The organism is Pseudomonas sp. FSL W7-0098 (assembly GCF_005930585.1).
Classification (GTDB): domain Bacteria; phylum Pseudomonadota; class Gammaproteobacteria; order Pseudomonadales; family Pseudomonadaceae; genus Aquipseudomonas; species Aquipseudomonas bubulae.
In genome coordinates this window covers 212,749-227,075 of sequence record NZ_RXHW01000005.1, presented here as the reverse complement: position 1 = coordinate 227,075, position 14,327 = coordinate 212,749, and the positions used below count along the sequence as shown (strand labels likewise).

Sequence of the window (14,327 nt, the reverse complement as noted above, 5' to 3'; positions counted from 1 at the left end):
AGTTATTTCACGCCTGTTAGGATCATTCTTTCGCTGTCAACGCTAAAAGGTTGTCCCTTATTATTATAGCCCTCTATATTTTTAAATCCTGCGCGTAGCATCCACTCCTTGATTTCCGTGAATGTCAATAGTCGGATGTTGTAAGGTGTTTCACTCAGTTCTCCATCTTTAATAAATTGGCGTCTAACATGAAGTATTCCTTGAGCAGGGTTGTAGTCGAAGTGGTCGATCATAAAGTTCCCTTCTCTTTCTAGAACACTTGAGGTGGGAAGGTATTTAAGGCAGCGATCACGATTAATATGATCAATCAAAAAACGGCCTCCTTTCTTCAATGAATCGTAAATTTTGCTTAATTGCAATTTGCAAATTTCGTCATTAGAGTATCCAAAAGATGTGTACCAACTAAGCGCACAGTCGAATTTTTCCCTCCAGAGCGTGTCAAGGAAGTTTTTGTTTTTGTAGCAAATATCAAGGTTGCTTTTACGAGCGTTAAGGATAGCCAAGTCAAGTGCGTTCTGGCTCCAGTCAATGCCCGTTACACGATAGCCCCTGTGAGCAAGCTCATTGGAAATTCGACCATGGCCGCAGCCGATATCCAGTACGTGGTCACCTTTTTCAAGGCTGCAAAGATGTTCAATAAGAGTGCATTCTTTCTTCGTCCTCTCATGGGTAAGATAATTTTCTGAAAAATAAATATAAAGATAATCAAACGTATTTTTCATTATGAATTCCAGTCAACGTCTTATGTAATCCATCTTAAAATGCTGTTCAAAGCCAGATGTCTACTGTGTGGGTATTCACTGAAGTGTGTTTCTAGATCGTGGCCAGCTTGACGAATACAATGGTGCTCAGCAGCGAGGCAATTTTGTGCGTATTCAATCAGTTTGCAAGGGATTTCAGCGGGAATGATCATGTCTTTTTCTGCAGAAATAATAAGCAGTTTCCCCTTGAAGTGTTGGATGATGGAAAAGCATTTGCTGTGTTCCCAACTTCGGTATTGGCGTATGCAGGATGAAAATGAGGGGCCAAATTTTAAGGTTTCAGCCTTTTCTGAATAAATCGCGGGTATCGCCAGCCCTAGGCGAGCAACCGAGATCTGTGAAGCTATATGGAGTGCATTATGCGCCCCCATGCTGAAGCCCATTATATTAAGACCTTCCTGTAGGTCGAGTTTGTGGATCACAGCTAATGCTTGCTCGGTTCTTCTTTCCAAGCTGGAATGTTGCAAGTTTCCGCCGGTGTGCCCATGCCCAAGAAAATCAAATGCAATCGTTTCGACGCTATGAGAGTTTAAGTATGTTTGAAGACTGTAAAAACCTTTGCTGCTGGATGTGCCAGCACCGTGCATAAGCAAGACTGTTCTCTTAGGGGAGTTGCAGTGCCAGCGTTGTCCTCGTAAGTGTGCCGTTCCGCAGCGCACCATAAAGTCTTCGATTAGCCGTTTCATATCCTATCCTAATCATCGTCGAGTATTGGCCCGGTAGAGATTTGTAGGGGCGATATTTGTTTTTATAGACGTTGGCTGATAGATTTACATCTACAAGATTTGGTAGTTGTGAGTGGCACGGGTTGTGCTTGAGGTTGAAATCTCAACTAAATCAAATTGTTAACTTTGCTTTGTCTAGGTAGCTAGCCATGCACCTACTATTGAATACATAGACCCTGTGTTGCCATAAAGGTGCGTGCTATTACTTTTAAGTGAGGTTCAAATGTCTTTTTTTGCTGATAATTTGAATGCTCTACCCGGGCTGGAACACGCATTCGGCTCGGCCAGCAATTTCCATAAACCCACAAACTTATTTTGTTGTGCTCAGAAGCATGGTGCAAACGTCATTCAAGTGGGCGATGCAGATGAGTCTGGTGCCATCGCTGGGGACGCGATTTTCACACGTACAACCCGTCCCATAGGAATCGTGACAGCAGACTGTCTACCTATTCTTGTAGGTTCAAAAAAAGATAAGTTCGTTGCTGCCATTCATGGCGGCTGGCAAGGATTAGCGGCAGGTATAATCGAAAATTCCTTTCTTGCGTTCATACGAGAAAATATCTCGTTAGAACATTTGCAAGTTGCAATAGGTCCTGCCATACATTCATGTTGCTATGAGGTTGGAAAGGAGCTTGTTGATACAATTGAACAGGCGCATGGACATCTTTGGCGGGGGCGCCAGGCGCCATGGTCTAGAGTTCGTACAGAATCAGAGTTTGGCGTTACTCTCCGTCGTGCACCTGTCAGTCATAACGAAGCGTGGGTTGATCTCACTCTTTATGGCCTTTATTTGCTAGAGGATTTGGGGGTGGGCCGTATGCAAGTTGAGGTGGCGGGGATATGCACTTATTGTAGTGGGGATGAATGGGGTAGTTACAGGAGGCGAAAGCATCAAAGTGAGTCGAAGGCTTTTCAGTACTCATGGATACGCCTGCGAGAATGCTGAAGTCAATAGAGGGTCCAAATATTGTAGTTGCTTTGCCTTGTGGGCGTATTCCAATTGGCATTATTTAATATGTTATATATAGTCTTTGATAATTGCATAGGCAATGGCTTGTGCTCTATTGGTAGTGCCTATTTTATTTTGTATTGTTTTGTAGTGAAAGTTTATGGCGTCTTGCGAGAGCCCAAGTATTATTGCGATTTCTTCAGACGTTTTTCCGTCTGCGCCCCAACGTAAAATCTCTTTCTCTCGTGTCGACAGTGTTACAGCCAAAGAAGTAGGGCTATTTATTTTACTCATCCAGTTATGAATTTCCGCTGTCATTTGTTCTATCACAAAGTGCAGTATTTTCATCTCTCTATGTTCGATTTTTTGATGGGCTCGTGCCAGTAGTAAGTGCTCGAACACGCCATCCTGCTTTGGTATTGGTTGCGTTATGTAATAAATATTGTCATCCAAGTTGAATAAGGGGGCAGTGTTGTGTGCCTCGAGATGACTTAATGTGTCTAAGTGTTCTGTACAAATTCTAAAGAAACCTGATGTGATGTTTGCACGCTTTGTGCTAAGTAGCGGGTCTGGATTGAATGGGTAATTTCCATAGGTGTGGTTTTTTGGATTTGTAAAAGGTGTTGGGTATTGAATGCGGAAGGAAAAGTGTTCGAAGTTAACTTGTTTTGTTGTGCTGATGCAGGCAGTCCATAAATCATCGAGCGTTTTGCACGCAGAAAATGTTTTGCTCAGGTAGCTTGTTAGTGACTTGAGTTGCACTTTATTGTTCATGGCGATCCCCTTAGCGCTTTAACTATTTCGCGATAAGGTGAGTATTTGCCATCTGCTTTGAGGAGTTAATAGGTGTTTTCCCACGAGGTCTATCAACGTTCTGCTTGTTGCGAAGGATAAATCCTACAAATTACTTGTCTGGTTCAACACAAAGGCTTCGGAATAAAATTTATTTATGAATCTGCTTGTTTTCACATGCTGAATGACTGGTAAGGCACAGTCGGGTTGGTTCGCTCCCCCCAAAAAACAAAAAAACCCGCCAAACCCAACTGTTGCCAGGGTTTAACGGGGGTTTTGGGTCAGGCGGTTTGACCCGCCTGCCTGCTCAGCTTATTGGCAAGCTTCGCAATCCGGCTCGTCAATGGCGCAAGCCTTTGGCACCGGTGCCGGGCCGGCTGGGGCCGCAGCAACGTCTTCACTGTTTTTGCCGCTCGATACTGCGTTGAGCTTGCCGGTGTTGACGGTGGACTTCTCGGTGCTGGTCGCAGCCAGGGCACGGAGGTAGTAGGTGGTTTTCAGACCACGGTACCAGGCCATGCGGTAGGTCACGTCCAGCTTCTTGCCCGAAGCGCCAGCGATGTACAGGTTCAGCGACTGCGCCTGGTCGATCCACTTCTGACGACGGCTGGCGGCGTCAACAATCCACTTGGTGTCCACTTCGAACGCAGTGGCATACAGCTCTTTGAGCTCTTGCGGGATGCGTTCGATCTGCTGCACGGAACCGTCGTAGTACTTCAGGTCGTTGATCATGACCGAGTCCCACAGATCGCGAGCCTTGAGATCGCGAACCAGGTACGGGTTGATCACGGTGAATTCGCCCGACAGGTTCGATTTCACATACAGGTTCTGGTAGGTCGGTTCGATCGACTGCGATACGCCGGTGATGTTGGCGATGGTGGCGGTCGGTGCGATGGCCATGATGTTGGAGTTGCGAATGCCTTTTTGTACACGGGCGCGAACCGGTGCCCAGTCCAGGGATTCGTTCAGGTCAACGTCAATGTACTTCTGGCCGCGCTGCTCGATCAGAATCTGTTGCGAATCCAGCGGCAGGATGCCTTTGGACCACAGCGAACCCTGGAATGTCTCGTAAGCGCCACGCTCGTCAGCCAGGTCGCAGGACGCCTGGATCGCGTAGTAGCTGACCGCTTCCATCGACTTGTCGGCAAATTCCACGGCGGCTTGCGAAGCGTAAGGAATGTGCTGCAGGTACAGGGCGTCCTGGAAGCCCATGATCCCCAGACCAACCGGACGGTGCTTGAAGTTCGAGTTGCGCGCTTGCGGTACCGAGTAGTAGTTGATGTCGATCACGTTATCGAGCATGCGAACGGCGACGTCGATGGTGCGCTTGAGCTTGTCGGTGTCCAGCTTGCCGTTGACGATGTGGTTCGGCAGGTTGATCGAGCCCAGGTTGCAAACCGCGATTTCGTCCTTGTTGGTGTTCAAGGTGATTTCGGTGCACAGGTTCGAGCTGTGAACCACGCCAACGTGCTGCTGCGGGCTGCGCAGGTTGCACGGGTCTTTGAAGGTCAGCCAAGGGTGGCCGGTTTCAAACAGCATGGACAGCATTTTGCGCCACAGGTCTTTGGCCTGAATGGTCTTGAACAGCTTGATCTTGCCCGGGTACTGGGACAGTGCTTCGTAGTACTCGTAGCGCTCTTCGAAGGCCTTGCCGGTCAGGTCGTGCAGATCCGGTACTTCGGACGGCGAGAACAGGGTCCACGGGCCGTCATCGAAGACGCGCTTCATGAACAGGTCAGGGATCCAGTTGGCGGTGTTCATGTCGTGGGTACGACGACGGTCATCACCGGTGTTCTTGCGCAGCTCGATGAACTCTTCGATGTCCATGTGCCAGGTTTCCAGGTAGGCACATACAGCGCCTTTGCGCTTGCCACCCTGGTTAACGGCTACGGCGGTGTCGTTCACCACTTTCAGGAACGGTACAACGCCCTGGGATTTGCCGTTGGTGCCCTTGATCCACGAACCCAATGCACGTACCGGAGTCCAGTCGTTGCCCAGGCCACCGGCGAATTTCGACAACATGGCGTTGTCGTGGATCGCGTGGTAGATGCCCGACAGGTCGTCCGGCACGGTAGTCAGGTAGCAGCTGGACAGCTGCGGACGCTGGGTACCGGCGTTGAACAGGGTCGGTGTCGAGGCCATGTAGTCGAAAGACGACAACAGGTTGTAGAACTCGATGGCACGGTCTTCTTTCTGCTTCTCTTCGATCGCCAGGCCCATGGCCACGCGCATGAAGAAGATCTGCGGCAGTTCGAAACGCACGCCAGCGTGGTGGATGAAGTAACGGTCGTACAGGGTTTGCAGGCCCAGGTAGGTGAACTGCTGATCGCGCTCGTGGTTGATCGCCTTGCCCAGTTTTTCCAGGTCGAAGGTGGCCAGCACCGGGTTCAGCAGGTCGAACTCGATACCCTTGGCGATGTAGGCAGGCAGGGCCTTGGCGTACAGGTCAGCCATCTCGTGGTGGGTGGCGCTGTCAGCTACTTTCAGGAAGCTCAGGCCTTCGGCGCGCAGGGTGTCCATCAGCAGGCGCGCGGTCACGAACGAGTAGTTCGGCTCACGCTCTACCAGGGTGCGGGCGGTCATCACCAGGGCGGTGTTGACGTCGCTCAGCGCTACGCCGTCGTAGAGGTTTTTCAGGGTTTCGCGCTGGATCAGCTCGCCGTCCACTTCTTCCAGACCTTCGCAGGCCTCGGAAACGATGGTGTTCAGGCGACCCATGTCCAGAGGGGCGAAGGTGCCGTCGGCACGGGTGATGCGGATCGACGGGTGAGCCTGCACGGCGTCTTCGGCCGGTGCGCGGTTGGCGCGTTCCTTGGAGCGTGCGTCACGGTAGATCACATAGTCGCGGGCCACTTTTTGCTCGCCGGCGCGCATCAGGGCCAGTTCTACCTGGTCCTGGATTTCTTCGATGTGGATGGTGCCACCCGATGGCATGCGACGCTTGAAAGTTGCGGTGACCTGTTCGGTCAGGCGCGCAACGGTGTCGTGAATGCGCGACGAAGCGGCAGCATTGCCGCCTTCAACTGCGAGAAACGCCTTGGTGATGGCAACGGTGATCTTGTCATCGGTGTAAGGAACCACAGCCCCGTTACGTTTGATCACGCGCAGCTGGCCTGGCGCGGTCGCAGACAGATCCAGATTTGAATCGGTACCCTGCGAGTTCTCGCGAGTTGTATCGGTTTGCATGGGGGTGTCTCCACATTCTCTATGTTTGTTTGGGCGCCTTTTGGGTGCCCACCGTTCCGTCCTGAAGCACTACAACCGGTAATGAACCGGGCATAACAACTTCGGGACGTACAGAAGGGGGGTTAAGCCGCTTCCGTGCCGAAGTCTTGATTCACGCAGACCGCGTGAAACCGTATTCCTGTTGGATGACAGTATTTTTACTGCAACACCCGGGCCGCTTTCCGACCTTTGGGCTGGAAAACGGTTGCCATCCGCATAAGCGGTTTGGACTTTGAAAGCTGCGTTTGGTTTAACCCGACAGGCGCGAGAAAAGGGCTTGAAATTCTCGTCTGAGTTGTGTTGGGTTTTTGGCCTAAAACCCTACATATGGGGTTTTTTGGCGAAGCTGATACAAGATATGCGTTTTATAGGGGTTGTGCAACGTACTGCCTGTGGATAACCCTGTGTGTAAATTGTGTGTGAAAGCTTGGAGATCCACGTAGGCCGCACTGCACCGGCATTTAGCCGTTTGTCACCGGATTTAGCCGGGACAAATCCTGTGTGCCGGATTTTGAGGGCGCGAACCCTACCACAAAAAACAGCGCTGTCCGAACGCATTTTCAGGCGGGTGCAAAGATAGGAAAGGTCAAGTACGGATTGTTGCGGGGAGGGGCCGGGAAGGCGGCGTGGAGCCTTCCCGGCAATTACGCGAAATTACTGCAACTGGAAGCTGTTTTGCTGGACGTTTTGCGAGTCCAGGCCAATTTGTACGTTGAATTCGCCAGGTTCGGCGACATGCTGTAACTGCGCGTTGTAGAACTTCAGGTCGTTCTCGCTGAGGGTGAACTGCACGACTTTCTGCTCGCCGGGGTTGAGCATGACCTTCTCGAAGTTCTTCAGCTCTTTAACCGCTCGGCTCATGGACGCAGTAACGTCCTGGATATACAGCTGAACCACCGTTTCGCCAGCACGCTTGCCGGTGTTTGTTACGGTGACGCTGGCCGTCAGGGTTGCGCCCGGCTTCAGGGTTTTGGCCGACAGGCGGACATCTGAAAGGCTGAAGTCGGTGTAGCTCAAACCATAGCCAAACGGGTACAGCGGGCTGTTGCGCTCATCAAAGTACTGCGAGGTGTAGTTGCCCGGTTTGCCCGGCGTGAAGGGACGGCCAATGCTCAGATGGCTGTAGTAGGTCGGGATCTGGCCAACGGAGCGTGGGAAAGTGATCGGCAACTTGCCGGAGGGGTTGTAGTCGCCAAATAGCACGTCGGCAATGGCGTTGCCGCCTTCAGTGCCGCTGAACCAGGTTTCCAGCACGGCATCGGCCTGCTGCTGTTGCACATCGATCGACAACGGGCGGCCGTTCATCAATACCAGCACCAACGGCTTGCCGGTGGCTTTGAGGGCCGTAATCAGGGCGCGCTGGCTGGCAGGAATGTCCAGATTGGTGCGGCTCGACGACTCGTGGGACATGCCCCGCGACTCACCTACCACAGCAACCACCACGTCGGCCTGCTGCGCAGCCTTGACGGCTTCGTCGATCATGACCTGCGCCGGGCGCGGGTCGTTGACCACTTCGGGTGCATCAAAGTTGAGGAAGTTGAGGTAGTCGACGACGCTTTGATCGTCCGTGATATTGGCACCACGGGCGTAGATCAGGTTGTCCTGTTGGGCGATGGCATTGCGCATGCCGTCAAATACGGTCACCGATTGCGCAGGCTGACCGGCTGCGGCCCAGCTGCCCATAATATCGATCGGGGCTTTGGCCAGCGGGCCCACCAGGGCAATGCGCGCCTGCTTGTTGAGGGGCAGGGTATCGTTCTGGTTTTTCAGCAATACCAGGCTCTTGCGTGCCACTTCACGGGCTTCGGCACGATGCAGGCGGCTGTCGGCCTTGGTGTCGGCCGGGTCATCTTCGGCCTTGCCGATACGCAGGTACGGGTCGGCAAACAGGCCCATGTCGTACTTGGCCCCCAGCACCTCGCGTACAGCATTGTCCAGATCGCTTTGCGGCACTTCACCAGACTTGAGCAAGCCCGGCAGTTCTTCACCGTAGGCCTTGTCGTTCATGCTCATGTCGATACCGGCCTTGATCGCCAGCTTGGCGGCCTCGCGGCTGTCCTTGGCCACGCCGTGTTTGATCAGCTCGTTAATCGCGCCGTGGTCGCTGACCGCCACGCCTTTGAAGCCCCAGTCCTTGCGCAGCAAATCCTGCATCAGCCACATGTTTGAAGTGGCTGGCACGCCATTGATCGAGTTAAGGGCCACCATCACGCTGCCCGCGCCTGCCTCAATGGCGGCGTGGTAAGGCGGCAGATAGTCCTGAAACATGCGTGTCGGGCTCATATCCACAGTGTTGTAGTCCCGGCCGCCTTCTACCGCGCCATACAGGGCAAAGTGCTTGACGCTGGCCATGATATTGCCGGGCAGGGCCGGGGATGCGCCCTGATAGGCCTGCACCATCACCTTGGCGATGCGCGAGACCAGGTAGGTGTCTTCGCCAAAGCCCTCGGAGGTACGGCCCCAGCGCGGGTCACGGGCGATGTCGACCATCGGCGCGAAGGTCAGGTCGATACTGTCGGCGCTGGCTTCCCTGGCGGCGATGCGGCCGCTCAGGCCGATGGCGTCCATGTCCCAGCTGGAGGCCAGGGCCAGGCTGATCGGGAAAATCGTTCGGTGGCCGTGGATCACGTCGTACGCGAAAAACATCGGAATCTGCAGGCGACTGCGCATGGCGGCGTCTTGCATCGGGCGGTTTTCGTCGCGGCTGATGGAGTTGAACGTACCGCCGATGCGGCCCGCAGCAATTTCCTTGCGGATCATCTCGCGGGGCATTTCCGGGCCGATACTGATGAGGCGCAGTTGGCCGATCTTTTCATCGACGCTCATCTTTTTCAGCAGCTCAGCGACGAACACGTCTTTGGGGGGGAGCGGGGCGGCCGGGGTTTGAGCCCAGGCGGTGTGACTGGCCAGGCTGATGACGATGCCCAGCAAACACATATTTCTCATTGGATTCTTCTGCGCAGCCGCTCACTTGAAGCGAGGGAGACCCACGCTCGTGCAGCGATATTGTTCTGGGGAGGTATCAGGAGTACTCGAATCAAAGATTTGACCTACCTTTAGAACGGAGTATTCCTGCATGGCAGGCAGTCTTTTAGCTGATTCGCCGCTAGCAATCCAGTATTGCCGGGAGTTATTAGGCGTGGTGTGTGGTCAATAAACCCAATGTTGTTATTTCGGAGCGTTGCAAGCATGGGCATACAAAGTTTTAAAGCAGCGGGCTGGAAAGCCCTCGCCCTTCTGGCCTTGAGCAGTCTGCTGGCGGGGTGCGGGATCAACACCATTCCCACCCTCGACGAGCAGGTCAAGGCGGCCTGGTCCCAGGTGCAGAACCAGTATCAGCGTCGTTCTGACTTGATCCCCAATCTGGTCGAAACGGTCAAGGGTGCAGCCAAGCAGGAGCAGGCCACCCTGACCGCGGTGATTGAAGCGCGGGCCAAGGCCACCTCGATCCAGGTTGATGCCAGCACGCTGAACAACCCGGAAAAACTCAAGCAGTTCCAGGACGCGCAGAACCAGCTGACCGGAGCTTTGAGCCGGTTGATGGTGGTGTCCGAGCGCTACCCTGACCTTAAATCCAACCAGAACTTTCTGGCGTTGCAATCACAGCTAGAAGGTACGGAAAACCGCATCAGCGTGGCGCTGCGCGACTTTATCCTCGCGGTTGAACGCTACAACACCGAGATCCGCACCTTCCCGGGGCGTTTGTGGCATGCGGTGATGTACAGCGACCTGCCGGTGCGCTCCACATTCGAAGCCACCACCCCGGACGCCGACAAAGCGCCGGAAGTGAAGTTTTAACGGCCTTATACCCTTCCCCCCCTGTGGGAGCGAGCTTGTTGTGGGAGCGGGCTTGCTCGCGATGGAATCAACGCGATTTGCCTGACAGACCGCGCCGCATGTATCGCGAGCAAGCCCGCTCCTACAATGGATAACAAACGTTCGAGGTAGCGATGCGCGTATCAAGACTGGGGTTGGGCCTGTTGCTGTGGCTATTTATAGCCACGGCCCAGGCGCTGACCTTTCCCGCGCTCAGCGGGCGGGTAGTGGACGAGGGGCAAATGCTCACGCCCGCCACCCGCGAGCAATTGACGCAAAGCCTGCAGGCTCACGAAAAGGCCACCGGCGAGCAAGTGGTGGTGGTCACCGTGCCTGACCTGCAGGGCATGCCCATCGAAGACTACGGCTACCAACTGGGCCGTGCCTGGGGTATCGGGCAAAAGGACAAAAATAACGGCGCCTTGCTGATCGTGGCCCGCGACGACCGCAAGTTGCGCATCGAGGTCGGCTATGGCCTTGAGGATCGCCTCACCGATGCCCAGGCCTCGGTGATTATCAACCAGATCATCACCCCGGCCTTTAAAACCGGGGACTACAACCAAGGTATCAGCGACGGTGTGGGTGCCATCCTGCAAGTATTGGGCGGCACGGCCCTGGCCGAACCGGCCTACGCCAGCAGCCAGGGTGACGGCAGCGACTTTATGGCCGAGCACCCCGGGGGGGTGATGCTGCTATTTATCCTGTTTGTACTGGTGGTTGCCGCCTGTCAGTTCTATGGCATCTGCAATTCGGGTGGCAGTGGCGGTTCGCGCTCCGGTGGTTTTGGCGGTGGCGGGTTCGGCGGAGGCGGTGGTGGCGGTTTTCGCGGCGGTGGTGGCAGCTTCGGCGGCGGCGGAGCCTCTGGTGGCTGGTAATTCACTTTTTAACGAGTACGAGACTTATGGCTTTATTAACCCCCGAGCAACAACGGCAGGTCGAAGACGCGGTCACCCGTGCCGAACAGCACACCGACGCCGAAATCGTCACCGTGCTGGCTCCCCGTGCCGACGACTACAGCTACATCCCCTTGCTATGGGCCAGCCTGATTGCCTTGGTGCTGCCGGCCGTGGTGCACTTCTTGAACAGCGGCCTGGCGACTTATACTCTGCTGATGCTGCAATGGGCCAGCTTTGTCTTTCTTAGCCTGATCTTTCGCATCCCGGCCATCACCACTCGCCTGATTCCGCCCCGCGTGCGGCATTGGCGTGCGAGTAACCTGGCCCGGCGCCAGTTTCTCGAACAAAAACTGCACCACACTGCTGGGCGCACGGGTGTACTGATCTTTGTCAGCGAAGCCGAGCGTTATGTCGAAATACTGGTGGATGAAGGGATATCCCGCCATCTGGACGACAGTGACTGGGGCACTATCGTCAGCGATTTCGTACGCCGCGTGGCGTTGGGGCATACGGCAGAAGGTTTTATCACTTGCATCGATGCCTGCGCTGAAGTGCTCGCACAGCACATACCCAAAACCCAAGCGCGCAACCAACTGCCGAATCGGTTGGTGATGTTGTAATCATTTTCTTAGTGGCTTTGATATTTCCGACACTTTGATGAGAAGTGTCGGGCTTTTGTAAAGTTATCTTTATGGTTTTATTCTTGTCTGTCCGTAAGTAAGTTCTTGCTGGGTCGTGATATAAATTTCTTCTGATTATAATTTTCATTGTTGTGAAAAACTGTGTTGTCATTTTTTTGAATGATGGCTAGGTTGTGTTTGAGCGTTTTTGTTGGGTGCTTTTCCGTGAGAAATTAAATGGTTTGGGAGAAAAGGGTTGAAGCTTACGCACAGGGAGAAAGAAGTGCTTGATTTGCTTTTGCAGGGGCGCACGAACAAGAAGATAGCGCAACAGTTGCGTATAAGTGGTTTTACGGTACGGGATCATGTGTCTTCATTGCTGCGCAAGTACAGTGTCGGAAGTCGTATGGAGTTAGTAGTGGAGATTGGCCGTATGGGTGAAGGTTAATATGGGCTTGCGGCCCCCCTACATCGGTAGGGTTGCTATGTCAGGTGTTGAAGTTTATTTTTAGATCAAGTGCGCAAGAGGTGAGGATGAAAAAGCTGTCTTTATATATACCGCTTGATTATGTGGCGACCCGTGTGGATTTGGTTGTGATGGCGTTGAGTTGCCTGTTTATGCTGGGGCTTGGTGTGATGATGTGGGATGCGAGGGTGGAAGTGCCGCCGGAACCGAAAAAGTTGGTGCTGCGCAGCGCATATGTTACCCATCCTTTGGATCGGTCGAAGTCGTCAGCTTTTTTGTATTTTACTGTGGGGCAAGATGAAGGGGGTTATAAGTACAGGGTTGAGTTCTCCAGTGAGGATGCAAGGTTGTTGGATGTTCAGAAGCATAAAAAGTTGTGGGTGGCTGTAGATGCTAGTGGTGAGAGTGAATTTGTATGGGCTGTGTATGATGATGAACTTCGATTGATGGTGAGTCGAAAGCAGATTGAGTGGTGGGTGCGATATAACAATGGTGGTAATTATCTTGCGATTGTGTTGTCGTGCCTGGCTTTAAGTTATTGCGGTTTTTTCATGTTCAGGTGTGGTATTTGGAATCGGTATTATTGCAGGAGTATGGTTGATGGCAATAGGGGAGGTTGAGGGAGGTATTTATGTAGTTGATGATTTCTTGACTGAAGCTGAAGAGAAGGCGATCGCTATTCAGCTTAAGGGTGAAGTGTGGCGCTATAACTGGCCAAGCTATGAAAATTCGTCCTCTGTGAGGCCCTGCTGGCACGTGTTTATTGCAGGTAAGGGTCGCCCGCTAGTTCAGTCAAGCCTTGAGGAGTTGAGGGGGAATAAGCCTTGGAGTTTTTTAACCCATGTGTGGGAGCGATTTCTGGCATTGCATGATTTTAAAATTACTTTGTTAGGCGTTTATGCGAACGGACAGACGTTTGGTCAAGATACGATCATTCATCGAGACAATAAAGTACATCCCGGATTAACGATTGTTGTATTTTGTAATGAGCACTGGCCGACCTCTTGGGGTGGTGAACTGGTTTTTTACAATGACACTAAAGAGCATATTATCAAGGCGGTATTGCCGAAACCAAGGCGTATGGTGGTGTTCGACGGGCGAATCCCCCATGCCGCACGATCACCTTCAAATACATGTGATCAAGTCAGGATGACCCTGGCATTTAAAACAATAATTGAGGAATAGCTGATGGCAGGTAAAATTGAAATAATAATAGGTGTTATTGATGATGGTGTTATCGTGGGCTCGGGAGCGGTTGCCGTATCAGATCAGCTTGTAACCAATAATGAGGGGGCAGCACTACTGACTCAGTCAGCCCAGACAGGTGCGGTTGTGGCGAGTGTTACTTCGGTGACTAAACTGGCGGGCCCCTACGTGCCAATAATTAGTCTGCCAGGGAATATTATCGCGGGAACTATTACATTCCTGAAGGTGGGGATGGATGTGAAGGCTGGGCGTGAAGTTAAAAAGGGTGAGCTGTATAGTCTACTGGGTAATGGAGTTGGGGTTGTTGGAACATTTGTTGTTTTGTCCGGTGCGGGGGCTTTTTTTGTTGGGTCTTTAGCTGTAGCTGCTATTGCGACAGGTTTGTTGTCAATTTACCACTCAGATATTTTCGGGAATGTGATGGCTGCTGCTGACGATTTCTTTAGAAATAATAGAGGTGATAGTTATCTTGATTATATGTGCGCGCCAGATATGCGCATCGTAGATCGGAACACGCTAAGAACGGCTTATGCCAATAAGATTTTTTCTTGTAATTGGGTGGCGACGACGGGTGAGTTGTTGCCTTCTTCGGTGGTTGTGAGCAATGAAAGTAATAGTGTCGTGATAGGAGGAGGAGGAGGAGGAGGAGGAGGAGGAGGAGGAGGAGGAGAAATGGTGCTCGGTGGCACATATATACCCTTCGGATCTTCTGCTTCCGAGTCGTCTGGTTATGGTGCTGGACGCGTGGATATTAGTCTTGAATTTGGTGGTGATATTTATGGGGGAGGGGATAAATATCTGGGGGATAGTTATCATAAGTGATTTTTTAGGCTGGTAACTTTGGTTGGTTTTTTAAAGGTTAGATTATTAA

The 14,327-nt window shown here is 52.6% G+C and carries 13 protein-coding genes; 8 read left to right on the top strand and 5 right to left on the bottom strand.

The features are described from left to right. Positions 1 to 2 precede the first annotated feature (2 nt). Positions 3 to 722 (bottom strand): class I SAM-dependent methyltransferase, encoded by a 720-nt coding sequence (locus FHL07_RS11395; protein ID WP_138738484.1) that lies wholly within the window; start codon positions 720 to 722, stop codon positions 3 to 5. Positions 723 to 742: 20 nt separating this feature from the next. Continuing rightward, a complete protein-coding gene (locus FHL07_RS11390; RefSeq protein ID WP_095021380.1) occupies positions 743 to 1,447 on the bottom strand; it encodes an alpha/beta hydrolase in 705 nt (234 codons plus the stop codon). Between the two features lie 262 nt (positions 1,448 to 1,709). Here FHL07_RS11390 and FHL07_RS11385 point away from each other — a divergent pair, with 262 nt between their 5' ends. Then, positions 1,710 to 2,432 carry a polyphenol oxidase family protein gene (locus tag FHL07_RS11385; RefSeq protein ID WP_095032399.1) on the top strand — a complete coding sequence of 241 codons (723 nt, stop codon included), beginning with the start codon at positions 1,710 to 1,712 and terminating at the stop codon, positions 2,430 to 2,432. A gap of 72 nt (positions 2,433 to 2,504) precedes the next feature. Here the strand turns inward: FHL07_RS11385 and FHL07_RS11380 are convergent, their stop codons facing one another. The 3 genes from FHL07_RS11380 to bglX form a co-directional block, all read right to left on the bottom strand. Next, complete coding sequence (locus FHL07_RS11380) at positions 2,505 to 3,209, bottom strand: LuxR C-terminal-related transcriptional regulator (protein ID WP_138738483.1); 705 nt, start codon at positions 3,207 to 3,209, stop codon at positions 2,505 to 2,507. Between the two features lie 330 nt (positions 3,210 to 3,539). Next, positions 3,540 to 6,413, bottom strand: coding sequence for a ribonucleoside-diphosphate reductase subunit alpha (locus FHL07_RS11375; protein WP_138738482.1), 2,874 nt, complete (start codon positions 6,411 to 6,413; stop codon positions 3,540 to 3,542). A 693-nt stretch (positions 6,414 to 7,106) separates the two neighbouring features. Further along, positions 7,107 to 9,398 (bottom strand): beta-glucosidase BglX, encoded by a 2,292-nt coding sequence (gene bglX, locus FHL07_RS11370; RefSeq protein ID WP_138738481.1) that lies wholly within the window; start codon positions 9,396 to 9,398, stop codon positions 7,107 to 7,109. A gap of 243 nt (positions 9,399 to 9,641) precedes the next feature. On the opposite strand from bglX, the gene FHL07_RS11365 reads away from it, so the two are divergent. From FHL07_RS11365 to FHL07_RS11335, 7 genes are all read left to right on the top strand, one after another. After that, the gene (locus FHL07_RS11365; RefSeq protein ID WP_138738480.1) at positions 9,642 to 10,250 is read left to right on the top strand and encodes a LemA family protein; all 609 of its coding nucleotides are present in this window, start codon (positions 9,642 to 9,644) and stop codon (positions 10,248 to 10,250) included. A gap of 152 nt (positions 10,251 to 10,402) precedes the next feature. Beyond that, on the top strand, positions 10,403 to 11,143 hold the full coding sequence (locus FHL07_RS23925) for a TPM domain-containing protein (protein WP_138738479.1): 741 nt from the start codon (positions 10,403 to 10,405) through the stop codon (positions 11,141 to 11,143). A gap of 26 nt (positions 11,144 to 11,169) precedes the next feature. After that, the gene (locus tag FHL07_RS11355) at positions 11,170 to 11,784 is read left to right on the top strand and encodes a TPM domain-containing protein (RefSeq protein WP_095001813.1); all 615 of its coding nucleotides are present in this window, start codon (positions 11,170 to 11,172) and stop codon (positions 11,782 to 11,784) included. Between the two features lie 256 nt (positions 11,785 to 12,040). After that, positions 12,041 to 12,232 (top strand): LuxR C-terminal-related transcriptional regulator, encoded by a 192-nt coding sequence (locus FHL07_RS11350; protein ID WP_095001812.1) that lies wholly within the window; start codon positions 12,041 to 12,043, stop codon positions 12,230 to 12,232. A gap of 86 nt (positions 12,233 to 12,318) precedes the next feature. Next, entirely contained in the window at positions 12,319 to 12,870 is a 552-nt protein-coding gene (locus FHL07_RS11345; protein WP_095019252.1) for a hypothetical protein, read from the top strand. Beyond that, positions 12,851 to 13,435 (top strand): 2OG-Fe(II) oxygenase, encoded by a 585-nt coding sequence (locus tag FHL07_RS11340; protein WP_095019253.1) that lies wholly within the window; start codon positions 12,851 to 12,853, stop codon positions 13,433 to 13,435. Before FHL07_RS11345 ends, FHL07_RS11340 begins: the two co-directional genes overlap by 20 nt. Before the next feature lie 3 nt (positions 13,436 to 13,438). After that, positions 13,439 to 14,278 carry a hypothetical protein gene (locus tag FHL07_RS11335; RefSeq protein ID WP_138738478.1) on the top strand — a complete coding sequence of 280 codons (840 nt, stop codon included), beginning with the start codon at positions 13,439 to 13,441 and terminating at the stop codon, positions 14,276 to 14,278. Positions 14,279 to 14,327: the final 49 nt, after the last annotated feature.